The organism is Curtobacterium sp. MCLR17_042 (genome assembly GCF_003234695.1).
GTDB lineage: Bacteria > Actinomycetota > Actinomycetes > Actinomycetales > Microbacteriaceae > Curtobacterium > Curtobacterium flaccumfaciens.
On the sequence record NZ_QKTD01000007.1, the window covers coordinates 33,726 to 57,851 of the forward strand.

The following is a 24,126-nucleotide window of genomic DNA, read 5'->3' on the forward strand; positions in this document are numbered from 1 at the left end:
GGAACCAGGGGAGAACATGGCCGTCACCGTCTACACCAAGCCGTCCTGCGTCCAGTGCACCGCGACGTACCGGGCCCTCGACAACAAGGGCATCGAGTACGAAGTGCACGACGTCTCCACGGACGAAGCAGCGCTCGAGCACGTCAAGAGCCTGGGCTACATGCAGGCCCCCGTCGTCGTCACGGACGACGACCACTGGTCGGGCTTCCGCCCCGACAAGATCGCGACCCTCAGCGCCGAACTGGCGTAGTCGTCTCCCGTCCTGCGGACGGTCACCCCGGTCCCGTTCAGGAGGCCCGGCGATCGCCCGCAGGACACCCTCCGGTCCGCCTGTTCCGCACCTTCTCCAGAGGAGCGCACCATGAGCCGATTGGTCTACTTCTCGAGCGTGTCCGGGTACACCGCGCGCTTCGTCGAGAAGCTCGGCCGCGACGCGGACCGGATCCCGCTCTACCCGAGCGAACCGTTCCTGCACGTCGACGAGCCCTACGTCCTGGTCCTGCCCACCTACGGTGGCGGCAACGGCGAGGGTGCAGTCCCCAAGCAGGTCATCAAGTTCCTCAACGACGCCCACAACCGCTCGCTCATCCGCGGCGTGGTGGTGGGTGGCAACACGAACTTCGGCGAGGCGTACGGCCTCGCAGGGGACGTCATCGCGCAGAAGTGCAACGTCCCCCTTCTCTACAGATTCGAACTCTTCGGGACCCCTGACGACGTGTCGGCGGTCAACTCAGGATTGGATGCATTTTGGACGCAGCAGTTGCAGACGTCGATCTGACGTCGCCGCAGACGGGGATGGACTACCACTCCCTCAACGCGATGCTCAACCTCTACGACGCGGACGGGAACATCCAGTTCGACAAGGATCGTGAGGCCGCCAAGCAGTTCTTCCTGCAGCACGTCAACCAGAACACCGTCTTCTTCCACAACCTGAAGGAGCGGCTCGACTACCTGGTCGAGAACGAGTACTACGAAAAAGCCACGATCGACATGTACTCGCTGGACTTCATCCAGCGACTCAACGACCTGGCGTACTCGAAGAAGTTCCGGTTCCAGACGTTCCTCGGCGCGTTCAAGTACTACACGAGCTACACGCTCAAGACGTTCGACGGCAAGCGGTACCTGGAGCGCTTCGAGGACCGCGTCGTCATGACCGCCCTCGGCCTGGCCCAGGGCAACGAGCAGCTCGCCATCGACCTGGTCGAAGAGATCGTCGCCGGCCGCTTCCAGCCCGCGACCCCCACGTTCCTCAACACGGCGAAGGCACAGCGCGGCGAGCTCGTCTCCTGCTTCCTGCTCCGCATCGAGGACAACATGGAGTCGATCTCGCGCGGCATCAACTCCTCGCTGCAGCTCTCGAAGCGCGGCGGCGGCGTGGCCCTGCTCCTCTCCAACATCCGCGAGGCCGGCGCCCCGATCAAGCAGATCGAGAACCAGTCCTCGGGCATCATCCCCGTGATGAAGCTGCTGGAAGACTCCTTCTCCTACGCGAACCAGCTCGGTGCGCGTCAGGGTGCCGGCGCGGTCTACCTCAGCGCCCACCACCCGGACATCATGAAGTTCCTCGACACCAAGCGCGAGAACGCCGACGAGAAGATCCGCATCAAGACGCTGTCCCTCGGCGTCGTCGTGCCGGACATCACGTTCGAGCTCGCGAAGAACAACGAGGACATGTACCTGTTCTCGCCGTACGACGTCGAGAAGGTCTACGGCGTCCCCTTCGGCGACGTCCCGATCTCCGAGAACTACCGCGCGATGGTCGACGACTCGCGCATCAAGAAGACGAAGATCAAGGCGCGTGACTTCTTCACGACCATCGCCGAGATCCAGTTCGAGTCGGGCTACCCGTACATCGTGTTCGAGGACACGGTGAACAAGGCCAACCCGATCAAGGGTCGGATCAACATGTCCAACCTGTGCTCGGAGATCCTGCAGGTCAACACCCCGACGACCTTCAACGAGGACCTGTCCTACAAGGAGATCGGCAAGGACATCTCCTGCAACCTCGGCTCGCTGAACATCGCGCTGACGATGGACTCGCCCGACTTCGGCAAGACCATCGAGACCGCCATCCGCGGCCTGACCTCGGTCTCGCAGATGTCGCACATCACCTCGGTGCGTTCCGTCGAGGACGGCAACGACAAGTCGCACGCCATCGGCCTCGGCCAGATGAACCTGCATGGCTACCTCGCTCGTGAGCGCGTCTACTACGGCTCCGAAGAGGGCATCGACTTCACGAACATCTACTTCTACACGGTGCTGTTCCACGCCCTTCGTGCGTCGAACAAGATCGCGATCGAGACCGGCGAGACCTTCGACGGCTTCCGCGACTCGAAGTACGCGTCGGGTGAGTTCTTCGACAAGTACACCGACCAGACGTGGACCCCCGCGACCGCTCGTGTTGCCTCGCTGTTCGACAACGCGAACATCACGATCCCGACGCAGGACGACTGGAAGGCGCTGAAGGCGTCCGTCCAGGAGCACGGCATCTACAACCAGAACCTGCAGGCCGTCCCGCCCACCGGTTCGATCTCGTACATCAACCACTCGACGTCGTCGATCCACCCGATCGCGTCGAAGATCGAGATCCGCAAGGAAGGCAAGCTCGGCCGCGTCTACTACCCGGCGCCGTTCATGACGAACGACAACCTGGACTACTACCAGGACGCGTACGAGATCGGTGCCGAGAAGATCATCGACACGTACGCCGCGGCGACGCAGCACGTGGACCAGGGCCTGTCCCTGACGCTGTTCTTCAAGGACACCGCCACCACGCGTGACATCAACAAGGCGCAGATCTACGCATGGCGCAAGGGCATCAAGACGATCTACTACATCCGTCTCCGCCAGCTCGCGCTGGAGGGCACGGAGGTCGAGGGCTGCGTCAGCTGCATGCTGTAGAGCTGTCGCTCTGCTCCCTGGAGGCGCGGTGCCAACCCGCACCGCGCCTCCAGTCCGTCACTTAGTCACCATCTCTGTAAGGAACACACGTTGGTCGAGAAGCTGAAGCTCATTGATCGGGTCCAGGCCATCAACTGGAACCGCATCCAGGACGACAAGGACGTCGAGGTCTGGAACCGTCTCGTCAACAACTTCTGGCTGCCCGAGAAGGTGCCGCTGTCGAACGACGTGCAGTCGTGGAACACGCTGACGCCGGCCGAGCAGACCCTGACCATGCGTGTGTTCACCGGTCTGACCCTGCTCGACACCATCCAGGGCACCGTCGGCGCCGTGTCGCTCATCCCCGACGCGATCACCCCGCACGAGGAAGCCGTCTACACGAACATCGCGTTCATGGAGTCGGTGCACGCCAAGTCCTACTCGTCGATCTTCTCGACCCTCGCGTCGACGCGTGAGATCGACGAGGCCTTCCGCTGGTCCGAGGAGAACCCGAACCTGCAGAAGAAGGCGTCCATCGTGATGGACTACTACCAGGGCGACAACCCGCTGAAGCGCAAGGTCGCCTCGACGCTGCTCGAGTCGTTCCTGTTCTACTCGGGCTTCTACCTGCCGATGCACTGGTCGTCGCGCGCCAAGCTCACGAACACCGCCGACCTGATCCGCCTGATCATCCGTGACGAAGCCGTCCACGGGTACTACATCGGGTACAAGTACCAGAAGGGCCTCGAGACCCTCACGCAGGCCGAGCGCGACGAGCTCAAGGACTACACGTTCTCGCTGCTGTTCGAGATGTACGAGAACGAGGTGCAGTACACGCAGGACCTCTACGACGAGGTCGGTCTGACCGAGGACGTCAAGAAGTTCCTGCACTACAACGCCAACAAGGCGCTGATGAACCTGGGCTACGAGCCGATGTTCCCGAAGAACATCACGGACGTGAACCCGGCCATCCTCTCCGCCCTGTCGCCGAACGCGGACGAGAACCACGACTTCTTCTCGGGGTCCGGCTCGTCGTACGTCATCGGCAAGGCCGTGAACACTGAGGACGAGGACTGGGACTTCTGATCCTGGTCTGATTCTTGGGGACGCCCCGCTGGCTTCGGCTGGCGGGGCGTTCTCAGTTGACGGGCACCGTCGCCGGTGCGGCCGACTTGCGGTTGGGAACGCATCAAGATCACCTCGGTCAACTACCAACGAGTGAAGTAGCGCATGATCATCCAAGAGACCAACAGCAGCATCAGCAGCATCCTGCGGGACACCTTCCGGCCGATGCCTGACCAGGTCCGCCGCATGCTGGGACTCCTCGACAACGACGAGCACTTCGCGTGGAGGCTCTGGTGGTGTCCCGACGACGCCGACTGGATGTTCAACCCCGACAAGACTGAGGAGCAGTACGGAAACTCCTACCTGCAGGCCGGTGGCACCGCCGAGAAGATGAGCGTGGAGCTGCGCCGCCGCGAGGACGACGGTGAGTACCGCTTCTACATCGTCGGCCGTAACCACGACCTCACCGAACCGCTCACGGAGACCGTCGACGTGCAGGCGGCGCACGAGCCCCGGCATCCTGCCGAGCTGTTCACGGCCGACCAGGCTGCGCCGGTGTTCATGCACTACGTCGAACACCAGACGGTCCCCGACGGCTACACGCTCCGTCTCATCGACGACATGTAGAAGGTGGCGACGCCACCGTCGCGTGTCCGCGACCGTGTGCCGGACAGGAGGCGCGGTGCCAGCTGGCACCGCGCCTCCTGTCCGTTGCTGCTCACGCGACCACGTGCAGTCACGCAGCCAACCGCGTCCGGCCAGCCCTGGGCTGGGGATGGTGCTGGGTCGGAATCACCCGAGGGCGCCGCCCCAGAAGTCGTGACCGCCGAAGACGACCGTCACCGGGACGGCCTGCGCTCGGTCGGTCACGTACCGGTACACGCCTCCCGGACGTCCGAGCCACAGCACCTGCGCGGTCGATGCGGTCGTCGCCGCGGTACGAAGTTCCACCACGTACTGCCCGGAGGGGATCTGGAACTGCGCCGTCTGCTCGCTGTCGAGCAGCGTCGAGAACCGGGTCGAGAACGACGCACCGGTCGTCGCGTTCGTCACCGTGACGGTCGCGCCGCTCAGTTGCGCCGACGGGCTGCGGGACGCCGAGGCCGCGTAGACGATCAGGTCGTAGTCGCTGTGTGCGTAGTGCCGTGACAAGGTGACTCGGGACGCCGGGAGCGTTCCTCGCTGCTGGTACACCCGGGTCTTCCAGACGGCGGGCGACGCCGTTCCGCTGGCGTAGGCCTCGATGCGGTACTTCCCCGTGCTCAACCCGACGAACCGGTACTGGCCCGCGCTGTCCGAGGTCGTCCGGAACACCTGCGAGGTGTCCTCGTTCCAGGCGTACATCAGGCGACCGGCGGCGGGTCCCGTGGGGCCGACCACACCGCCCTGCACGGTTGCGCCGATCACGAGCGGCACGGTGACCGCGACTGTCGAGCCGCCGCGGACGGCGATGCCCGAGCGGAGTCCAGGGGCGTAGGTCTCGGTTCCGTGCGGCGGGAGTTGCCACGTCGTCACCGTGACGGTGTCCGGTGCGGGGATGCCGGTGAACGTCGCGGTGCCGTCATCGTCGGTGGTGGCGTTCCCGACGACGACGTCGGTGCCGATCGCTGCGAGTTCGACGTCCGCCAGCCCGATCGCGGTGCCGTCCGGCGTTGCGAGCTGCACGGTGATCGTTCCGGATCCGGCCGCAGTCGCTGGTGGCGCGAGGCCGATCAGCGCGCCTGCTGCCAGCGCAACGGCCAGGGTCATCCCCGTGAGCAGTCGCATCGCGTTCCCCGATCGTTGGCCAGCCGCGCGTTGCCAGGGACTGTACGCGCACGGCGGGCGGGCGGGCGGGCGGTGGGGCAGGCACATCGCAGCAGCGGTCACGCGGAAGCCGTCTCGGCTTCGACAGGCGTCACGAGGTCCGGGTCGCACCGATCGCCCAGACGCGGGGCGGTTCGGCACCGTTGACCGCATGGTCACCGATGATCCGCGCCTTGAACACCCACGGGTTGTGGCTGCCGGCGGTGCGAGCGTTCCGCCAGTGCCGGTCGAGGTTCTTCGTCGTGCTCACCCCGGACGCCGCGAGCGCGTCGAACAGGTGCGAGGTCGCCGTCGTCGCCAGGGTGGTCAGCGCGACCTGGGCCTGCGCGGTCGCGAGTTCGGCGCGGTCGTTGCGGCGCTCGTCCTCGGCTGTGTCGAGCCCGGCTCCCTCGTACGCACCCTGCAGGGCCGCGGCGGCCCGGTCGACGATGGCGGTGGCGGCGAACCCGGCCGCCGACACCTCGCCGACGACCTGCAGGATCTGCGGGTCCGCCGCGAACGTGTCGGCGTTGCCGTGGGAGAAGACGCGGGTGCGGTTGTGGACCTCGCGCGCGATCTCCCGTTCGGCTGCGAGGACGGACCCGGCAAGGACGCTCAACAGCACGCCCTGGTAGAACGCAGTCTGGTACTTGAACCGTTCGTCGAAGGGGATCACCGCGTCGGCCTGCACGACGGCGTCGTCGAAGGTGCTGGTGCCGGAGCCGGTGGTGCGCTGCCCGAACCCGTCCCAGTCGTCGGTGTGCGTGACCCCGGGCTGGTGCGCGTCGACGATCGCGATGACCCGCTCGCCGGTGTCCGTGCGCTCGGCGTAGGTGTCGATCCAGTCGGCGAAGATGCTGCCGGTCGAGTAGTACTTCTGCCCGGTGATCCGGAACGTCCCGTCCGGCTGCGGGGTCACCTTCGTGATCACGTCGCCGACCTGCACCGACCCGACCTCGGTCCACGAGTTGCCGGCGATCTCACCGCGGCCGAAGCGGTCCAGCCACCCCTCACGTTCCCCGGACCGGGCGACCAGCCGGTCCTCCACCAGTGCGAAGTGCCCGCGGAGCGCCTGGGGGATGTTGCTGTCAGCGGCGGCGAGTTCGGTCAGCAGGCGGAACAGCTGGGGCAGGGTCGCCCCGGCTCCGCCGTGGGCGACGGGAACGCGGACGGCGCCGAATCCTGCGGCGGCGAGTTCGCGGATCTCCTCGAACGGGAGGCGGTGGTCGCGTTCGCGCTCGGAGGCGCCGGCAGCGATGCGGTCGAAGATCGGACGGAAACGGGCGAGGAGCTCGTCGTCGGCGCCCTCGTCGATCGTGCTGTCGGCGGTCTGGTTGCTGATGGTCAAAAGGACTCCTTCGTGCTCTGGGTTGCTACCTGTCGCGTGGTGTGGCGCCGTCTGGTGTCGATTCGTCCGGTGTGGGCGGACAGCCCGACCAGATGTGCGCCATCGCGAGACTGTGGCATCGCCGAACGCCCGCGAGGAGGGTTGTGTCGATGTGTGTCGGAGGGTGACTTCCCATGACGCGTGACCGCGCTGCGACGAGGTGGGGGTTCGCAGCAGCGCCTTCGCGGTGCTGCGCGTGTACGACGGCCGCGGAGCCCGTCCGACGAAGAGGGGCATGCTCTTCCGAGAAGCCCGCGTATGCCGCGCTCACAGAAGCGCGCGTCAATGAGGGAGCACGCACCCGCCAGAGGACCGGCCACTGCCTGGCTGGGTGTGGGCGAGAGCCTCGGGTTCGGCGTCGTTCACTCCGTTGAGGTTCAGGCCGGCGGTGTCGTCCCTGCGCCCTCGGTGTCGTCTGCGCCGGCAATACCTGTTCCGGCCTGGTCGAGGTTCTCGTGGGGGTCGCCCATGTCCCCGGTTGCAGCGCCGGTGCGGGACAGCCCGAAGTGTTTGCGGACGGCGTTCACCTCGGCGGGGGACAGGGTACGTCCGGCTCCGAGGGACGGCGCGTCCTTGATCGCGTCCTTCGTGTACCCGACGTGCACGTCCGTGCCGTCGAACGTGGCGTCGTCGGCGGGGACGAGCGCCTGGTGTCGCCCGAGCAGGCCGGTTGCGACACAGACGTAGGCCGCACTGCCGTCCTCGTCGGAGGGGAACACCTGCACGACCTTGCCGACTGCTACGCCGTTGCGATCCCGGACAGTCGCACTCTCGACTTGGTGGATGACGCCCTTGGTGATCATGAACGTAGTCAACGCCCTCGAGTCTGACGCTTCGCAGACGCAGTCGTTCGACGCCGACGGAGCGCCGGGTCTTAACCCCGTACGCGACCATGGAGTCCATACCTGGTAGGGCGGCGGTTACCTCGACGAGGACACGCAGTCGCTCCAGAACGTGGGCTCTGCCACGACCGGCCAGCCCGAACGGCTCACGAGATGATTGTGCGAACGTCGCAAACACAGCGCGATCTGAGTGGAGTTCCCAGATGAAAGTACCTCGACGGAAAGCCGTCATCGTCCTCCCGTCTGTAGGAGCGGCACTGCTCGCGGTCGCCGTCCTCGCCGGCTGCAGCTCCGGGCTCGGGAAGACCCCGGAGCGGGCGAAGCAGTCGATCGTCACGTTCGTCGAGGGTTCGACGGACGTTGTCGGTGACGGTTGGGAACCGAACGACGGTCCACGGCTTGGGAAGTGCGGACTCGGCCTCGGGACGGGCGGCGTCCAGTACGTCTACGCCATGGTCCGCTCCGCGAGCGCTGACCCGAAGGCCGACGTCAAGGCGGTGGAACAGCACTGGAAGGAGCTCGGCGTCACGACCGAGCGGTACCAGACCGGCGGCGAGGACCCCATCCTCGGCGTCCGGGGCAGGGGTGGCCCGGTGAGCTCCTCCGACTTCCGCGCGGATCCCCGCGGGTACACGATCGACGGCAGCTCGCAGTGCGTTGCGGGGGACTTCGAGAAGATGAGCCTCGACAGTCAGGAGTGACGACCGCGACCTGACCACCGGAACCGAGCCGCGCCTCCAGTCCGGCCCGGGATCAGGGCGCCGCCTGCCGGACGCGACACGAAGGACGGCCCGCCCCGTTGTCGAGGCGAGCCCTCCTGTGCAGCCGAGCCGCTAGCGCGATACCGGCACGGCGACGCTGGCGAGCTCAGCACGCACGATGTCCGCCCCTGCGGACAGCGCACCGAGCTTGTCCAGCGCGGCACCCCGCGCCAGGGGCGCCATCCCGCAGTTGGAACTCGGGATGAGCTTGTCGGCATCGACGAACTCGAGCGCCCGACGCAGCACCTCCGCGACCTCCTCCGGCGTCTCCACGGTCTCGGTCGCGACGTCGATCGCCCCGAGCATGACCTTCTTGCCGCGGATCAGCTCGACGAGCTCGAGGGGAACGTGGGAGTGGATGCACTCGAGCGAGACGATGTCGATCGACGACTGCTGCAGCAGCGGGAAGGACTGCTCGTACTGCCGCCACTCCGCGCCGAGCGTCTCCTTCCACTTGTTGTTCGCTTCGATGCCGTAGCCGTAACAGATGTGCACGGCGGTCTCGACGCGCAGGCCCTCGGCTGCGCGCTCGAGCGCGGCCACGCCCCAGTCCTGCACCTCGTCGTGGAAGACCGTGAAGGCGGGCTCGTCGAACTGGATGATGTCGACGCCGGCGTCCTGCAATTCGCGTGCCTCTTGGTTGAGGATCGTGGCGAACTCCCACGCCAGCTTCTCGCGGCTCTTGTAGTGCTGGTCGGACAGGGTGTCGATCATCGTCATCGGGCCGGGGAGTGCCCACTTGATGGGGCGATCGGTCTGAGCCCTCAGGAACGCAGCGTCCTCAACGAAGACCGGCTTCCGACGGCTGACGGCACCGACGACGGTCGGGACGGCCGCGTCGTAGCGGTCGCGGATGCGGACGGTCTCCTTGCGCTCCAGGTCGACGCCGTCCAGGTGCTCGATGAACGTCGTGACGAAGTGCTGGCGGGTCTGCTCGCCGTCGCTGACGATGTCGATGCCGCGGCGCTCCTGCTCGTGCACGGCGGACCGGAGTGCGTCCTGCTTGCCCTCGGTCAGTGCTGCTCCTTGCAGCTCCCAGGGCGACCAGAGTCGCTCGGGCTCGGCGAGCCAGGACGGTTTCGGCAGGCTGCCGACGATCGAGGTGGGGAGGAGAGAACGCATGGGGGTGACGGTCCAGTCAGTCGAAGGGCAGAGGAAGTCAGCGCGCGAGGGCGGGATCAGCCAACCGGGCGAGGAGTGCGTGGTGCGGCCGCACCAGGTGCTCCTCGGTCCACCGGCCCTGCGTGATCCCGAGGCGGCTGCGCTCCTCGCGGTCGTACGTCACCGGGGTGGGCGTGAAGTCGGTGTGGTCGAGGGTGGGGCGGTAGGTGCTGCCGGCCTGGGTGTTCGCGGCGTAGACCTCCGGGCGGTAGATCTTCTGGAAGGTCTCCATGGTGGCGATCGTGCCGATGAGCTGGAGGTCCGTGTAGTCGCCGGTCAGGTCGCCGCGCGTGTAGAACGCGAGCGGGGCAGCCGCCCCGACGGGCTGGAAGTACCGGACCCGCATGCCCATCCGGCCGAAGTAGTCGTCGGTGAGCGAGGAGTGCTCGTGCTCGTACTCGGCGCCGAGCACCGGGTGGACGTACCCGGTCCGGCGGTAGGTCTGGCTCGTCGAGACGCTGATGCAGACGACAGGCTCGGCACTGAAGTTCGAGTGGAACGCGGAGGACTCCAGGAAACGCTGGAAGAGCGCCCCGTGCAGCTGGCCGAAGTCGGACGGCAGCGACGGCGACGACGGCAGCAGCACCGAGAAGTCGTAGTCGCGCAGGTACGACGAGAAGTTGTTGCCGAGGATCCCCTGGTGGCGCTCGCCGGTGTGCTCGTCGACGATCGTGACGTCGAGCATCTCGAGCAGCGGGAACTCGGCGTCCGAACCACCGTCGGAGAACTCCAGCGCCACCGAGACGATGTCGAGCTGCAGACGGTAGCGGTCGTGCGCCGCGGCCAGCTCGTTCGCTCGCCCGTCGATCATCGCCAGCGCAGCGCGGAGGTTCTGCTGACGGTGCTCGCCGCGCGCCAGGTTGGCGAAGTTCGTGGTCAGCCGGGAGTTGTCGGCGGGGGAGTAGTCCTCGTCGAACCGGGTCCGGGTGATGCTGAAGGTGAGGTCGTTCGCCATGGTCGGCAATCTGTTCGTCGAGCGCCCGCGGGCGCTGGGGAAGGGGTGCCTCGATCATGGCGGCATTCCCAGGCCATCAGGTAATACCGAGACGCTATGCACCGGTATAGCCTCGGCCTATGGCCCGTGTCTCGAACGACATCACCCTGCAGCAGCTCCGGTACTTCATCGAGGTCGCGACGGAGGGCTCGATCAGCGCAGCGGCCGACCTGCTCTACGTATCGCAGCCGACGATGTCCGCGGCGATGAAGGACCTCGAGACGCGGATCGGGCGCCCGCTGTTCACCCGCTCGGCCCGAGGAGTCGTGCTCACCGTCGACGGCGTCGAGTTCCTCGGATACGCCCGGCAGGTCGTCGAGCAGGTCTCCCTGCTCGAGCAGCGGTACGTCGGCGGCCAGCGGTCGCGTCGGCTACTCGGGGTGTCCGCCCAGCACTACTCGTTCGCGGTGGAGGCCTTCGTCCGCATGGTCGAAGCAGCGGCTGCGGACGAGTACGAGTTCTCGCTGCGTGAGACACGCACCTGGGACATCATCGAGGACGTCCGCACGCTGCGCAGCGAGGTGGGCATCCTCTACCGCAACGACTTCAACAAGCAGGTGCTCGGCAAGCTGCTGCGGGACGCCGGCGTCGTGTTCACACCGCTGTTCGTCGCGCAGCCCCACATCTTCGTGGCCAAGCGGAACCCGCTCGCGTCACGGGAGCGTGCGACCCTCGAGGACCTCGCGGACCTGCCTCGGCTCACGTTCGACCAGGGTGCGAACAACTCCTTCTACCTGGCCGAGGAGATCCTGTCGACGATGTCGAGCAAGCGGGAGATCCGGGTGTCGGACCGGGCGACGATCTTCAACCTCATGATCGGCCTCGGCGGGTACACGATCTCGACCGGGCTGATCAGCGACGACCTCGACCCCGAGATCGTCGCGATCCCCCTCGACGTCGACGAGCGCATCGAGATCGGCTGGATCGCGCACGCTTCGGTTCCCCTCACCGTGCAGGCGCAGGCGTACCTGGACGAGTTGCGTGCGGTGGTCACCAGCTACGGCGTGGAGCCGCTCGGGTAGGCAGGCGTCGGTCCGGCGGTTCTCGCGATCGGCCTGGAGGCCCGACACGCGTCCGTCAGGAGGCTGCGGTCTCGATCATCGCCCTCACGTGCGGTGCGCTCCACCGCAGGAGCGCGTCAGCAGGTGGATCCTCGAGGTCCTCACCCCAGATCGCGACGGCGGCGCCCGACATCGGAGCCGCGAGCAGCGAACCGGAGTCGCCGTCCCACGCCCGGAGTGACCAGTTCTCGCGGAGGTCCGCGACCGTGTACTCGCTGTCGGCCGGGTCGAGGTCCGTCGGCACCTCGTAGAGGTAGTACGAGTTGTAGTTGAGCAGGTCGATCCCGGCCTGCTGCAGGTCGACCGCACTGGCCCGCCGTGCTCGGCGTTCGCGCCGCTCGGCTGCGTCCTCGGTGTCGCCGTCGAAGCTCCAGTACGTGACGTGGATGCGCGGATCCAGTCGCCCGACGGCGACCCGGTCGATCCCGTCGTTCCAGGCCCAGACCTCGCGGTTGCCGACCGTGGCCGCCATCGCGTTCATCCAGGCGACGCGTTGGGCGGCGGTGACGTCGTCGCCCCATTCGTCGCCGCCGATGTGCACGGTTCGGCTGGAGGGGAAGGTCCGCTGCACCTCTGCGTACAGCTTCTTCGCCAGCGCGAGACTCTCGGGCGCCGACGTGTCGAGTTCGTTCTCGCCCGAACGGATGCGGTCGACCCACTTCGTGCCGTGTTCCGCCTCGAGCAGGGCGAAGGCGGCGGCCATGTGTCCGGGAGTGTCGATCTCCGGCACGATCGCGACGCCTCGCTTCGCCCCGTAGGCGGCGATCGAGCGTGCCTGCGCGGCGCTCAGGAACGGGCGATGGGTCACGCGGCTCGTGTACACGCCGTGGTCGAGATCAGCGTTGGCGAGGGTCTGGCCGAGCACCGTGCTCTCGATCCCGACGTTCTGGTCATCGGTGAGGTGCAGGTGCAGGAAGCGGCCGCCGTCGTCGGCGAGGAGGTCGATGTACCGCTTGATCAACGCCACGGGGTAGTAGGCGCGAGCGACGTCGAGCATCACGCCAGTCTCCGGACGCGCGCGCTTCGTCGGCTTGGTGGTGACGGTCGCGGTCGACGTGCGGCACTGCTTCGCCGAGTACGCGCCGGCGCAGGCGAGGACGGAGTACTTGCCGGCTGCGGCGCGGGAAGGTGTCCCGCGCACTGCGGTGACCGAGGTGCTCGAACCAGCGGCGAGTGCCTTCACCGCGACCCGGCCGAGCGTGTACTTCTTCGTGCCGGCGGACAGGTATAGCCACACGGAAGAAGCCGGCTTCCGCACCGAGGCGGTGTTCTTGACCTTCAGGGTGGTGCGCACGGCGGTGCCGGTGGTGGACGGGGTGACCTTCGTGACCGTCACCGCCGAGGCCGCGGTGTCCGCTGATCCTGCCGTTGCACGGATGCCGACCAGAGCTGCTGCCGACACCGCGATCGCCAGACCGACCGCGAGCGTGCGTCTGGCAGACGATCCGGGACCCACGTTCCCCCGCTGACGCACCACGATGTTCTCCCCCTCGAACACCCCGTTGCCCTCGTTGGATCAGGATGCGCGCACGATCGTATCCGCACCGCGTCGAACGCACATCGCCCAGCGACGTGCAGCGGGGCTCCTCAGCGGACCTCCGCACTCGCCCACAGCGCACGCACAAGACTCCGGGCGCGGCGAAGAAGCGGCTGCAGGCTGAGGGCAGCCCCGACGACCAGCGTGCCGGCCTGTGCGAGGAGGAACGCCACGAGCGCCACCGGGATGAACGCGGTGACGATCCAGGCGGCGGCGAACCCCACGAGCATCACCGCGAGGGCCCGCACCGCGGTGGAGTTCCGCGAACCGCGAAGGGCCAGCAGCCCGGCGGCTGCGAAGGCCAACGGGACGAGCGCCTGCAGGACGACCGCGATGGGGAGCCACAGCTGGCTGCTGGTCGCCGGCGACAGGGCGGCCACGAATACGACGGTGGCGACCGCGAAGACGAGGTGCACGGCGCCGCGAGCGAGCGCAGCACCGGCAGCGGCCACGACTCCTGCTGACACCGAGATCGCAGCGACCATCAACACTGGCCCTGCTGCGATCAGATGCGTTCCGATGAAGCCGAGCAGGTTGTCGACCGCCAGCAGCGAGGCGCCGGCGGTGGCGACCATCAAGGCGGCGGCGGCAGCTCTGCGCACGGAGGGCCAGGTGCCTGACGCCCTCACCGCTCGTCTCCACTGAGCGGCCGCACCGTGTCGCCGACCGCGCGGTACGCGGTGGCGCACCGCCGCTTGAGCCGTGGGCCCATCGGTGACAGTGCCGCAATCCATCGTTCCTCATCTGCGATCCCGAGGATGCGGCTCCGGCCGAGGTCGTCGATCGCCGCGTGCACCTCGGCAGTGACCCCGGGGAAGAGCTCGCTGTACTGATCCGCCGATGTGCTGCGCTGCTTCGGATGCTGCACGTACCGCTGGCCCTCGCTCGAGACGAACAGCACGCAGGTCGTCATGTAGTCCTGCTCGGGAGTGAGGGGCACGGGCACTCCGACGTCGTTCGCAACGCGGGGTGTTGCCTTCGGAGGCTTCACGGCCGAGACAGTGGCGGGAGCTCCGATGACGTACCAGTGCTCACCCCTGGTCACGGCTCGCCCGGCACCGAACGTGCCGTCCCAGTCCGCGAGGGTCTGCGGCACCGACACCGCATGCGCGTAGACACGGATGAAGGTTGGTGAGTCCCCGTCGAGACAGTCGAAGCCACGCATGCTGTCCCAGAATGCGAGGTCGTCATGTAGTGCATCTGCCCGCACGCACGGCACTGTTGCGCGGAGCTCATCGGCGATCATCTGCATCGAAGCCACGCCGAGTGCGGGTGCGGGTGTCTGCGTCGGTGACTCAGCCCGTCGCGTCCGATCGTCGGGGCCTGACGAGCACGCGGACAGAGCGGCCGCGGCGACGCAGATCGAGGCAACGGCCTCGATGCTGCGTCGCCGCGTTCGTTGGGGCATCACTGCCACTGCACGCCGGCCCAACCGGTGCCCGTGAGGCCCTTCATCTTCTTGGTGGCGGCCACGTTGCCCCAGGGGACGAACTTCGAGCGCCCGGTCCCGCAGTTCAGGGTCGTCCAGGTCGGAGCGTGCCGCGAGTTGAACGACTTCCCCCAGATGCAGGGATTCGAATTGCCCTGGTGCTTGTACCACTTGTACTGCACCTGGGTCGAAGCCTTCGAGCCGATGACGCTGCAGCCGTTGAGTGACTGGGTCATCTTGGCGACGACGGCGAACGCTCGGTCCTTGCAGTTCCCCGAACGGGTGGACCGCCCGTCGTCGGCGATGACGACCTCCCCGGTGGGATCGAAGCTCTCGTCCACGACGACGTTTGTCGGCAGCTCGACCGGCGTCGTGGTCTGAGCGTGGGCGGGTGCAGCGATCAAGAGTCCCGCCGCAACTGCGACGGTCGTGACTGCGGATGCGACCGAAAGGGTCTTCTTCATGTGTTTCCTCCCCAATTCGTCACCGTGATCACGGTGGACTCGCCAGAATGCTGCATATCAATACGAAGCACTACCTTGCAGGTGCGATCCTCAAAGGACGCGCTCGGCGCGCTCCCGACGTGACCGGAAGGCGGCCTGGAGGCGCGCGGCGGCGCCGCCACGTGCCTCCAGGCCGCCGTGTGGTGTCGACGGAAACCGGCCCGGTCGCAGGATCGGCCTGCGCCCTTGGCGGGAAGCGCTGCGCTCGCCGCTCCGCTGTTGCGGTGCTTGCTTAGGGCGTACGCGCAGCGAGATCGCCGTAGGCCGCCGCGTACCAGCCGACGGTGCCGTCTCCGGCGGTCGGGCCGATCGTGATCGCCGCCCTCGACGTGACCACGTACAGGTCCTCGTCGTGTCCGCAGTGGACGGAGCGTGACGTGAGTCGCTTTCCCGTCTCCGACCCGTTCGCACCGATGCGTCCGGCCCACACGGCCATCTGCACGGTTTCGTCACCCTGGCAGGTGATCGAGACGCGGATCCGCGCACGGTCTCCGGCTCCGTCGGTGCCGAGGGAGAGTCGGCTGGATGAATCGTTGGTGCCTGCACCGCTGCCGAGTCCGCCAGGTTGTCCGGCCCATCGGTCCTGCACGCGCTGCATCCAGTCGGAGTGGGCCTTGTCGTTCTCCTCCGGCGTCGGGTGATCAGAACAGGCCGTGAGTGACACGAGGGCCACGACGGAGACGCCGATGACCAGTGTGCTGCGTCGGAGGCCGCGGCGGGCGTGGGGGAACGGAGTGCGCATGTCGTGGCAAGTGTTCCCTACGGCGGCGGCCTGCTGCATCCTCCCGTTCGTGGGCCTCCGGCGAACCGGAACCGCTTCCCTGGCGGGCCTCCCGTTCAGCTCGGCGAGTCGGGTGACGTCACCGTCGCAGACCCCTGGGTCGTCAGCCCGTGCTCCGTCTTCTCCCAGTAGTGCGGCCGGGTCAGGAGCTGCCAGAGCGCCTTGTAGGCGGCGATGGAGTGCAGCGTCCAGTACACGGGGTTCAGGAGCGACCAGAGGATCAGGTGGAAGGTCCCGCGCTTGAACGGGCCCATCATCGACAGGTAGATCATGATCGCGTTGCCGACCAGGAAGTTGAACAGGCACAGCCACAGCACCCACACCGGGAACAGTGCGTCCACGGTCTCCCGCGGCAGGAAGAACGTGACGGCGGTGAGCGCGTAGAACGGCAACACGCAGAGGAACGTCGCCGGGGTGCCCGCGATGAGCAGGACGAACGCCGCGAACCGGACGATTCCGATCTCACGGACGAGTGCGAGCGGCCGACGGGCGTGGACCAAGCTGGTCTGCATGTAGCCCTTGATCCAGCGGGACCGCTGCCGGATGAAGTTCGGCACCGAGGTGTTGGCCTCCTCCATGGTGGTGGAGTTGATGACGCCCACGCGGTACCCGACGGCGCTCGCCCGGATGCCGAGGTCGGCGTCCTCGGTCACGTTGTAGGGGTCCCAGCCGCCGAGCTCGATGAGCGATGCCGTGCGGAAGTGGTTCGACGTGCCGCCCAGGGGGATCGGCAGTGACGCGTGGTCCAGACCGGCCAGCATGTAGTCGAACCAGTAGGAGTACTCCAGCGTGAACATACGGGTGAGGACGTTCTCGCGGGCGTTGAAGTAGTTCAGTGCCGCCTGCACGCACACCGTGGCCTCGCCACCGCGCTCGAACGCGATCAGTGCCTTCTTCAGCTGGTCGGGGTCTGGTGTGTCCTCGGCGTCGTAGATCACGAGGTACTCGCCGGTCGCGACGTAGAGTCCGACGTTGCACGCACGTGGCTTTGTCTGCGGGTGCCCCTTCGGCACGGTGATGACGCGGAAGTGCGGTGGTGGGTTCGCCGCGGCGATCGCGTCCCGTGTCTCCTGGTCCTCTTCCTCGGTCAGGATGATGACCTCGAGCTTGTGCACGGGGTAGTCCAGGCCGCCGAGGTTGTCGATCAGCTGGGCGACGATGTTCGCTTCGCGGAACACGGGCACGAGGACGGTGTAGCCGGGGAGGTCGGCGTCGTCCAGGGCAGAGACCTCGGTGTCGGTGATCCGTTCGACGACGTCGTAGCGGGCTCCCTGCGTGGCGACGACGAACTTGAAGCCCGTCCCGGCGAGGAACACGAGGCTGGCTGCGATCAGCGCTGCGATCGCGGTCTGGACCGGCCAGATGATCCCGCACGCCACGGCGATCACGGCGAGGACGATGCCCGAGGCCTTCTGCGACCGCGAGAAGACGACGCGGGCGGAGAGCGTCGGGTTCCGGTCATGGAGTTCGTTCGCAGCGGCATCGGCCACGGCACCGTGGAACTGGCTCAGCACGGCACGGCGGAGGGTCCAGCTGTCGACCGAGACGAACGTGACCGGAGCCCCGAGCTCCTCGGACAACGCATCCCCGAGTGCGGCGTCGTCGGCCCGGCCGGAGGTGAGGACGAGGATGCTGCCGTCCTGCAGCACGCGGACCGGCATCCAGTCCTCGGCGAGGTACCGCTGCCCGGATCCGGGGCGCTGCAACGCCGGGTCGATCCCGGAGGCCTCGAGCTCGGTGAGTTCATCGGGTCGGGACGTGGCTGTGTGCCGGCCGAGCCCGGAGAGGTGTGGGGTCGTCACTCGTCACCACCACCCGAGGGAGTCACCGATGGCGGCCATCCACTCCAGCGTGATCGGCCGGTTGAACGCAGCCGCCCACGCGATCACGATCTGCGCCGCACCCACGGCGGCGATCAGGCCGCTCGCCCGGGTGGTCCGGGCGGCGGGGACCACGGCGATGCCCATCATCGTCATGATGAGGAACACGTTGCCCGCGGAGTTCACCGGGATGAGACCACCCACGTAGCCGATGATCAGCGCCCCGAAGACGAACACCGAGATCAGGACCGAACCGGGCCGACGACTCAGCAGCGCCAGGGCGCAACCGCTCGCGACGGGAGCGAGGATGAGCAGCCCGTTGAGCGTCGTGACGAGCTCCGGGACGAGACCCCAGAGCGCAGGGTCGTAGTGGACGGCGTTCTGGAACACCAGCAACGGGTTCCGTCCGAACAGTGCCTCGAGGAACATCACCGCACCGAAGACCGCGATGGTCGGGAACAGCACGATGAGCACGTTCGACCATCTCGCGCCCGACTCGCTCCGCCGGGCGACGGAGAGCAGCGGGGCCGTGATGGCCGCCGCGACCACGAGGACGAGCCCCGAAGCGTCCGCCAACGCCGCGAGCATGAAGAGGATCCCCGACTCGAAGCCCGCCTTGGTGTTCCGGCTGGAGACGAAGCGGACCATGTTGATCGCGCCGATCCCGAACAGCGCGATGCCGAGGAGCGCCTCGAAGTTGCCTGTGGCGGTGTACGCGAAGAGCGGGTTCGCGCCGATCGCGATGAGGAAGACCGTGCTCTTCCACCACGGGAAGCGTCGTTGGACCATGGCCTCGAGCAGCTGCTGCAGCAGGATCCCGGCGACCAGTGCCCCGGCGACCGCGAGTCCGGCGGCGCCGCCGGGGATGAGCCGCACGAGGATCGTGCCCAGCGGCGGGTACAGCTCGCTGAGCCACGAGACGTCTGCGCGGTCCCAGCTCAGTGTCGCGACGTGGTCCACGACGGAGCGGTTGACGGTGACGTCGGCCACGGTGGGGTCGGCGCTGACGGCTGCGAGAACCAGGAACGGGACGGCGAACGCGAGCCGGAGCAGCCATCGTGCGCCCGCGCGGCTCGGGAACGGTTCCAGCCGTGTGCGCGTGTGGCCGTCCGCGCGCGCGGCTTCCAGCTCGCGACGCAGGGCGCCTGCACGTTCTGCTTCCAACAAGACCACGGGGGCCACCTCACAGCAAGGCCGACTCGGTCTTGGTTGACATCGATTTCCGGCCCGACAGTGATGCCGTGCACCCCGCAGCAGTGCGGATGCGAACGCATCCTCTCACCCCCGGCCGTCTTCCGGGTGACGGCGACGATCCCCGCTGCTATGTTTGCGCGCACAACAAATCCCGGACGACGATGTCGGAGGACGCGCGATGACGCACGCACCAGAGCACCGCTTCGGCGAGACGACCCTGACGGTCGTCGATGCCGAAGGCAATCCCATCCCCGATGCCGACATCACCGTCGAGCAGACCCGCCATGCCTTCGCCTTCGGCAACATCGGCTTCGACTTCATCGAACTGGCCAACGGCGAAGCGGCCGGCGAAGCGACCGGCGAAGCCAACGCCGAAGCGCAGGACGAAGCAGGCACCGAGCACCTCGCCGACCTCTACACCGACGTCTTCAACACCGCGACGCTCCCGTTCTACTGGGGCCGCTTCGAGCCCGAGCGCGGAGCCCCGGACACCGCCAGACTCCTGACGACAGCGCAGTGGTTCCGCGACCGGGGCATCGCCCTCAAGGGCCACCCGCTCGTCTGGCACACCGTGCAGCCCGATTGGCTGCTCGGGCTCCCGCTGGACGAGGTCGAGCGGCTCCAGCGCGAGCGCATCCGCCGCGAGGTGTCCGCCTTCGCCGGCACGATCGACACCTGGGACGCCATCAACGAGGTCGTCATCATGCCGGTGTTCGACAACGGCGACAACGCGATGACCCCGCTCGCCCGGGCCAAGGGTCGCATCCCGATGATCCGGATGGCCTTCGAGGAGGCCCGCGCCGCCAATCCACACGCCACCCTGCTGCTCAACGACTTCGACCTGTCGAGCGCGTACGAGTGCCTGATCGAGGGCGTCCTCGAAGCCGGTGTGCAGATCGACGCCATCGGGCTGCAGACCCACATGCACCAGGGCTACTGGGGTGAAGACACGATGCTCGCGATGGTCGACCGGTTCGCCCGCTACGGCCTGCCGCTGCACCTGACCGAGACCTCGCTCGTCTCCGGTGACCTCATGCCCGCGCACATCGTCGACCTCAACGACCACCAGGTCGCTTCGTGGCCGTCGACGCCCGAGGGCGAGGCGCGCCAGGCCGACGACATCGAACGGCACTACCGGAGCCTGGTCGGCCACCCTTCCGTCGAGGCGATCACCTACTGGGGCATCACCGACGCCGGCGCCTGGCTCGGCGCCCCGATCGGACTCGTCCGCGCCGACGGCACCCCGAAGCCGTCCTACGACGCGCTCCGCCGCCTGGTCAAGGAGGAGTGGTGGCTCGGCCCGACGGTGCTCCGCACCGACGACCGCGGTCGGGTGCAGGTCCGCGGCTTCCGCGGCGACTACCGCGTCGATGTGCGCGGCACGTCCGCCCCGTTCACCGTCACCGACGTGCCCACGCAGGTGCAGATCGTCGCGTGACCACCCGACGGACTGGAGGCCCGGTGCGGCCCCGCCCCGCGCCTCCAGTCCGTCAGTGGCGGACCTGGCTGTGGGGGTGCTCATGGCTCTGATCGGGGTGGTGCGCTTTGCTGGGCGAGACCAGCGGACCGTCCGCGGCGCCGTGAGGGGTGGACTTGATGCGTATGAGCAGACCGCACGGACGGCTCCTGCTCGTGCAACGCTCGGTCCTCGTGACCGCCGTGCTGGCGTCGGGGCTCGCACTGGTGGCCGGGTGCAGTTCGCCCCGGTTGCCGCCGTCGTCCGCAACCGCCGTCGAGGTGACGAAGGTGTACCTGGCTGCGGCGAAGGCGCAGCGGTGTGACGTGACGAAGGCGTTGACGCTCGACAGCACGTGGGCGTGGTGCCGGAACCCGACGCTGCGGAAGTACACCGTCGCGGACAAGGCGGAATCGGTGCCGTTCAACCCTGGCCACAAGACGGAGTCCTGCGTCGACACCACGGTGACGAGTCGAGCGTCGGAGGAATCGGAGCCGATGAACGGGACGCGCACGTGGAGCTTCTGCTTCACGAAGACGGCGTCCGGATGGCGCCTCACGGACCAGGGGCAGGGCTAGGGCGTCCGCCGCTCCCGAGGCGGCCGGAAGGGCCAGGTGTCAGCGTGCGTGTGCGGCACCGCGACGACCTGGACGGCATCCCGGTAGACGATCCGACCCGGGGAGCTGGTCACGAGTTGCATCCACGCGATCTCGTGGCGGTCGAGGAGTTCCAGGTACGGGCCGACCATCTCGAGCAGTGCGAGGGCGTCCGCGCTGAACCAGGCCCGTGCCCCGGGGTTGCGGGTCTCGTCGTAGCAATCGGGCTGCACTGTGGTCGGGTCGGCGTACATCGCGGTCGCGCGCGTGTTCGCTTCCCGGAGCCATCCCGTCTCGGCGGCGCTCAGTCTGCCGTCCCGCTGCAGGCCGTTGGTGAGGGCGAAGACCCCCGGGAACCGCCCGCGGCGGTTGGGGACGGCGCTCTGGTACCGGACGAAGTCGCTCACCGCCGCACGTACCGGTGCTCCGGCCGCCCCGCGGCCCCGTACCGCAACTGCATCGCCACGGTCCCGTCCGCCGTGAGCTGCGCCAGGTACCGCTGCGCCGTCGCCCGCGAGACCCCGATCGCCGCAGCCACCTCGGCGGCAGATCGTTCCTCACCGGCGACGAGTTGCTCGAGCACCAGCGCCGCCGTGGCTGCCCGGGACGGCGACGCCCCACCGCTGTCCCCGGCGTGCAGGATCCGGAACGCCCGCTCGACGGCCTCTTGATCGAGGGTCGACCGCTCGTCGAGCACGTTCCGCGACCGCGCGTACGCCTGCAGCCGCTCGGCCAGCACCCCGGCCGTGAACGGCTTGATCAGGTAGGCGAGTGCCCCGCTCCGCATCGCCCGCCGCACGGTGCCCGAGTCCGAAGCAGCGCTCAACACGAAGGCGTCGGTGTCGATCGACCGCAGCAGCTCGAGCCCGCTGCCGTCGGGCAGGTACACGTCGACGAGCACCAGGTCCACGGTCCCGCTCGACAGCGCGGAGCGGGCGGCCGCGAGCGTCCCGACGGGTTCGAGTGCTCGGAACCCGGGTACCTCGTCGACCTGCCGCCGGTGCAGGTCGGCGACGTGGAAGTCGTCGTCGACCACCAGCACGGTGAACACGGAACTCACGACACCACTCCTTCCAGTCGGGCGCAGAAGACCGCGCCGTGGTCGGCACCGCGGGGGGAGGCGAGCCACACGTCGCCACCGTGCCGCCGGGCGATCTCCCGCGACAACGGCAGCCCGATCCCGAGCCCGTGCACCTGCGAGACGTCCTCCGACGCAGGAGCAGCCGCCGGCCCGCGCACGAACAGCGAGTCCGCGGCATCGTCCGGCACCCCCGGCCCGGAGTCCATCACCGACAGGTGCAGGGTCGCGCCGTCGTCGAGCACCTCGACCTCCACCCACGGGGATCCGCCGTCCCTCGACTGTTCGTCCCCGCCGGTGAGGGCCGCCGACACCGCGTTGTCGACCAGGTTGCCGAGCACGGTCGTCACGTCGCCCGGCTCGGTGATCGTCCCCTGTACGAGCGTCTCCGCCCCGATCCGCAGCAGCACGCCCCGCTCGGCGGCCTCGACGCCCTTCGCCCCGAGGAACGCCTGCAGGTACGGCTCGGTCAACCGGTCGGCGTGCTGCACCGGGTAGCGCAGCGGCCCCCGCTCCTGCACGTCCGCCAGGTACGCGCGCGCCCGGGCGGTCTCGCCGATGTCGAGCAGCCCCGAGATCGCGTGCAGCCGGTTCGCGAACTCGTGGCGCTGCGCGCGGAGCGCTGTGCTCATCGCCCCGACGGCGTCGAGTCGCCGGGTCAGCGCCTCGACGTCGGTGCGGTCGCGCAGGACGGCGACCCGGCCCAAGTCGCGTCCGTCGCGGAACACCGTGCGGACGTCGACGAGCAGTACCCGGTGCCCGGCGACGATCGTGGCGCTCGCCGGAGCCGCGGTGGTCACGTCCAGCATCGACCCGAGCGGCGCGGGCAGGTCGAGCGATGCCACCGGACGGCCGACCGGATCGGCCAGTCCGAGCAGTCGCACGGCTTCGGGGTTGCAGACGGTGACGACCCCCGACGGCCCGATCGCGATGACGCCTTCACCGACACCGCCGAGCACGGCCTGCTGGTTCTGCACGAGCGTCACGAGCTCCTCCGGCTGCAGCCCGAGCGTCAGCCGCACCAGCCTGCGTCGGATCAGCACCGAAGCGATCACCGCGAGCAGGACCGCCGCCAGTCCGGCACCGATCACCGGCATGCTGTCCTCGACCAGGGTGTCGTAGACGCGTGCCCGGTTGAACCCGACGCTCACCTCGCCGACGACGACGGACTGCCGGGAGGCCCGGCTCGTCTCCGCCCCGCCGGCCGCGGGCGCGGAGACGGGTACCTTCGCCCGCGCCGACTCACCGAGCGTGCCGCGCGCCCAGGACACGGTCTCGCGGCCCGCGAGTGCGGCGTCGGGGGAGGTGCTCACCATCTCGCCGATCCGGTCGGTGTCGGGGTGGGCCAGCCGGATGCCCCGGTCGTCGGTGACCACGACGAAGAGTGCCCCGGTCCGGCGCTGGGCTGCGAGTGCCGCCCGTTGGACGGGCCCGTCGGCGAGGGCCGCGGGGTCGAGGTCGGTGCCGTCGACGCTGAGCCGGGCGACCGCTGCCCGGACGTCGGACTGCGCGGCGACGCTCTGTGCGATCGCGAGTGCGGTCCCCTCGGCAGCGCGCTCGAGCCGGGTGACCTCGATCCGGACGAACACGGCACTGGTCAGGGCGACGACGGCGACCACCACGGCGAGCTGCAGCACGAGCACCTCGGTGGCGAAGCGGAGCCTGGGGCGCCGTGAACGGTCGTCGGTCACGACCCCAGCGTACGGAGGGCGACCCGACCTGCCTGCGCACAATGCGCAGAAAGCGGTCAACGCGCGATGGTGCGCCAATGTGCAGAAGCGCGCCGCGCCTCCAGG

Annotated in this window: 24 protein-coding genes; 8 read left to right on the forward strand and 16 right to left on the reverse strand. The window is 68.2% G+C overall.

From position 1 onward, the window contains the following. Positions 1–16: 16 nt before the first annotated feature. The 5 genes from nrdH (at position 17) to DEJ02_RS08725 (ending at position 4,572) form a co-directional block, all read left to right on the forward strand. On the forward strand, positions 17–250 hold the full coding sequence (gene nrdH, locus DEJ02_RS08705) for a glutaredoxin-like protein NrdH (protein ID WP_017886897.1): 234 nt from the start codon (positions 17–19) through the stop codon (positions 248–250). 111 nt (positions 251–361) lie between these two features. Continuing rightward, a complete protein-coding gene (nrdI, locus tag DEJ02_RS08710; protein ID WP_027465945.1) occupies positions 362–778 on the forward strand; it encodes a class Ib ribonucleoside-diphosphate reductase assembly flavoprotein NrdI in 417 nt (138 codons plus the stop codon). Positions 779–795: 17 nt separating this feature from the next. Continuing rightward, positions 796–2,901 carry a class 1b ribonucleoside-diphosphate reductase subunit alpha gene (gene nrdE, locus DEJ02_RS08715; RefSeq protein ID WP_110864196.1) on the forward strand — a complete coding sequence of 702 codons (2,106 nt, stop codon included), beginning with the start codon at positions 796–798 and terminating at the stop codon, positions 2,899–2,901. Positions 2,902–2,991: 90 nt separating this feature from the next. Then, positions 2,992–3,966, forward strand: coding sequence for a class 1b ribonucleoside-diphosphate reductase subunit beta (gene nrdF / locus DEJ02_RS08720; protein ID WP_017886894.1), 975 nt, complete (start codon positions 2,992–2,994; stop codon positions 3,964–3,966). 144 nt (positions 3,967–4,110) lie between these two features. Beyond that, positions 4,111–4,572 carry a hypothetical protein gene (locus DEJ02_RS08725; RefSeq protein WP_111032700.1) on the forward strand — a complete coding sequence of 154 codons (462 nt, stop codon included), beginning with the start codon at positions 4,111–4,113 and terminating at the stop codon, positions 4,570–4,572. 165 nt (positions 4,573–4,737) lie between these two features. Here the strand turns inward: DEJ02_RS08725 and DEJ02_RS08730 are convergent, their stop codons facing one another. The 3 genes from DEJ02_RS08730 to DEJ02_RS08740 all read right to left on the reverse strand — a co-directional run bounded on the left by DEJ02_RS08730 (position 4,738) and on the right by DEJ02_RS08740 (position 7,920). Next, positions 4,738–5,610 (reverse strand): carboxypeptidase-like regulatory domain-containing protein, encoded by an 873-nt coding sequence (locus DEJ02_RS08730; protein WP_181440308.1) that lies wholly within the window; start codon positions 5,608–5,610, stop codon positions 4,738–4,740. Between the two features lie 232 nt (positions 5,611–5,842). Next, entirely contained in the window at positions 5,843–7,078 is a 1,236-nt protein-coding gene (locus DEJ02_RS08735; protein WP_111032702.1) for an acyl-CoA dehydrogenase family protein, read from the reverse strand. A gap of 416 nt (positions 7,079–7,494) precedes the next feature. Then, positions 7,495–7,920, reverse strand: coding sequence for a hypothetical protein (locus tag DEJ02_RS08740; RefSeq protein WP_111032703.1), 426 nt, complete (start codon positions 7,918–7,920; stop codon positions 7,495–7,497). Positions 7,921–8,162: 242 nt separating this feature from the next. Between DEJ02_RS08740 and DEJ02_RS08745 the strand changes: the two genes are divergently transcribed. Next, complete coding sequence (locus DEJ02_RS08745; protein WP_111032704.1) at positions 8,163–8,660, forward strand: hypothetical protein; 498 nt, start codon at positions 8,163–8,165, stop codon at positions 8,658–8,660. A gap of 132 nt (positions 8,661–8,792) precedes the next feature. Here the strand turns inward: DEJ02_RS08745 and DEJ02_RS08750 are convergent, their stop codons facing one another. Both DEJ02_RS08750 and DEJ02_RS08755 read right to left on the reverse strand, forming a co-directional pair. Then, positions 8,793–9,842 carry a methionine synthase gene (locus DEJ02_RS08750; RefSeq protein ID WP_111032705.1) on the reverse strand — a complete coding sequence of 350 codons (1,050 nt, stop codon included), beginning with the start codon at positions 9,840–9,842 and terminating at the stop codon, positions 8,793–8,795. A 37-nt stretch (positions 9,843–9,879) separates the two neighbouring features. Further along, positions 9,880–10,836 carry a putative oxygenase MesX gene (locus tag DEJ02_RS08755; protein ID WP_111032706.1) on the reverse strand — a complete coding sequence of 319 codons (957 nt, stop codon included), beginning with the start codon at positions 10,834–10,836 and terminating at the stop codon, positions 9,880–9,882. A 119-nt stretch (positions 10,837–10,955) separates the two neighbouring features. Between DEJ02_RS08755 and DEJ02_RS08760 the strand changes: the two genes are divergently transcribed. Further along, a complete protein-coding gene (locus DEJ02_RS08760) occupies positions 10,956–11,897 on the forward strand; it encodes a LysR family transcriptional regulator (RefSeq protein WP_017886883.1) in 942 nt (313 codons plus the stop codon). A 55-nt stretch (positions 11,898–11,952) separates the two neighbouring features. On the opposite strand, the gene DEJ02_RS08765 is transcribed toward DEJ02_RS08760, so the two are convergent. From DEJ02_RS08765 to DEJ02_RS08795, 7 genes are all read right to left on the reverse strand, one after another. Continuing rightward, the gene (locus tag DEJ02_RS08765) at positions 11,953–13,338 is read right to left on the reverse strand and encodes a family 20 glycosylhydrolase (protein WP_146249255.1); all 1,386 of its coding nucleotides are present in this window, start codon (positions 13,336–13,338) and stop codon (positions 11,953–11,955) included. A gap of 185 nt (positions 13,339–13,523) precedes the next feature. Further along, positions 13,524–14,075, reverse strand: coding sequence for a hypothetical protein (locus DEJ02_RS08770; protein WP_146249256.1), 552 nt, complete (start codon positions 14,073–14,075; stop codon positions 13,524–13,526). 23 nt (positions 14,076–14,098) lie between these two features. Further along, the gene (locus DEJ02_RS08775) at positions 14,099–14,725 is read right to left on the reverse strand and encodes a hypothetical protein (protein ID WP_111032709.1); all 627 of its coding nucleotides are present in this window, start codon (positions 14,723–14,725) and stop codon (positions 14,099–14,101) included. Between the two features lie 155 nt (positions 14,726–14,880). Beyond that, positions 14,881–15,366: a hypothetical protein gene (locus DEJ02_RS08780; RefSeq protein ID WP_111032710.1), complete on the reverse strand. Its 486-nt coding sequence runs from the start codon at positions 15,364–15,366 to the stop codon at positions 14,881–14,883. 271 nt (positions 15,367–15,637) lie between these two features. Then, a complete protein-coding gene (locus DEJ02_RS08785) occupies positions 15,638–16,147 on the reverse strand; it encodes a hypothetical protein (protein WP_111032711.1) in 510 nt (169 codons plus the stop codon). 95 nt (positions 16,148–16,242) lie between these two features. Beyond that, positions 16,243–17,988: a glycosyltransferase gene (locus DEJ02_RS08790; RefSeq protein ID WP_111032712.1), complete on the reverse strand. Its 1,746-nt coding sequence runs from the start codon at positions 17,986–17,988 to the stop codon at positions 16,243–16,245. Between the two features lie 3 nt (positions 17,989–17,991). Then, positions 17,992–19,179, reverse strand: coding sequence for a hypothetical protein (locus tag DEJ02_RS08795; protein WP_111032799.1), 1,188 nt, complete (start codon positions 19,177–19,179; stop codon positions 17,992–17,994). Positions 19,180–19,378: 199 nt separating this feature from the next. On the opposite strand from DEJ02_RS08795, the gene DEJ02_RS08800 reads away from it, so the two are divergent. Next, entirely contained in the window at positions 19,379–20,638 is a 1,260-nt protein-coding gene (locus tag DEJ02_RS08800) for an endo-1,4-beta-xylanase (RefSeq protein WP_111032713.1), read from the forward strand. 52 nt (positions 20,639–20,690) lie between these two features. Here DEJ02_RS08800 and DEJ02_RS18300 read toward each other — a convergent pair whose 3' ends face one another. Genes DEJ02_RS18300 through DEJ02_RS08820 form a run of 4 tightly spaced genes read right to left on the reverse strand, consistent with a single transcriptional unit; the run spans position 20,691 to position 24,021 of the window. After that, a complete protein-coding gene (locus tag DEJ02_RS18300; RefSeq protein ID WP_146249257.1) occupies positions 20,691–21,188 on the reverse strand; it encodes a hypothetical protein in 498 nt (165 codons plus the stop codon). Between the two features lie 42 nt (positions 21,189–21,230). Next, the gene (locus DEJ02_RS08810) at positions 21,231–21,659 is read right to left on the reverse strand and encodes a hypothetical protein (RefSeq protein WP_111032715.1); all 429 of its coding nucleotides are present in this window, start codon (positions 21,657–21,659) and stop codon (positions 21,231–21,233) included. After that, positions 21,656–22,312, reverse strand: a complete 657-nt coding sequence (locus tag DEJ02_RS08815; protein ID WP_111032716.1) for a response regulator — start codon at positions 22,310–22,312, stop codon at positions 21,656–21,658. The genes DEJ02_RS08810 and DEJ02_RS08815 overlap by 4 nt, the downstream gene beginning before the upstream one ends. Continuing rightward, positions 22,309–24,021: a sensor histidine kinase gene (locus DEJ02_RS08820; RefSeq protein ID WP_111032717.1), complete on the reverse strand. Its 1,713-nt coding sequence runs from the start codon at positions 24,019–24,021 to the stop codon at positions 22,309–22,311. Before DEJ02_RS08820 ends, DEJ02_RS08815 begins: the two co-directional genes overlap by 4 nt. Positions 24,022–24,126 lie beyond the last annotated feature (105 nt).

Coding starts and splice junctions, on each gene's coding strand:
- DEJ02_RS08800 (WP_111032713.1), top strand. CDS start 19,379: ATGACGCACGCACCAGAGCACCGCTTCGGCGAGACGACCCTGACGGTC.
- nrdH (WP_017886897.1), top strand. CDS start 17: ATGGCCGTCACCGTCTACACCAAGCCGTCCTGCGTCCAGTGCACCGCG.
- nrdI (WP_027465945.1), top strand. CDS start 362: ATGAGCCGATTGGTCTACTTCTCGAGCGTGTCCGGGTACACCGCGCGC.
- DEJ02_RS08785 (WP_111032711.1), bottom strand. CDS start 16,147: ATGCGCACTCCGTTCCCCCACGCCCGCCGCGGCCTCCGACGCAGCACA.
- DEJ02_RS08760 (WP_017886883.1), top strand. CDS start 10,956: ATGGCCCGTGTCTCGAACGACATCACCCTGCAGCAGCTCCGGTACTTC.
- DEJ02_RS08780 (WP_111032710.1), bottom strand. CDS start 15,366: ATGAAGAAGACCCTTTCGGTCGCATCCGCAGTCACGACCGTCGCAGTT.
- DEJ02_RS08740 (WP_111032703.1), bottom strand. CDS start 7,920: ATGATCACCAAGGGCGTCATCCACCAAGTCGAGAGTGCGACTGTCCGG.
- DEJ02_RS08745 (WP_111032704.1), top strand. CDS start 8,163: ATGAAAGTACCTCGACGGAAAGCCGTCATCGTCCTCCCGTCTGTAGGA.
- DEJ02_RS08775 (WP_111032709.1), bottom strand. CDS start 14,725: ATGCAGATGATCGCCGATGAGCTCCGCGCAACAGTGCCGTGCGTGCGG.
- DEJ02_RS08725 (WP_111032700.1), top strand. CDS start 4,111: ATGATCATCCAAGAGACCAACAGCAGCATCAGCAGCATCCTGCGGGAC.
- DEJ02_RS08750 (WP_111032705.1), bottom strand. CDS start 9,842: ATGCGTTCTCTCCTCCCCACCTCGATCGTCGGCAGCCTGCCGAAACCG.
- DEJ02_RS08755 (WP_111032706.1), bottom strand. CDS start 10,836: ATGGCGAACGACCTCACCTTCAGCATCACCCGGACCCGGTTCGACGAG.
- nrdE (WP_110864196.1), top strand. CDS start 796: ATGGACTACCACTCCCTCAACGCGATGCTCAACCTCTACGACGCGGAC.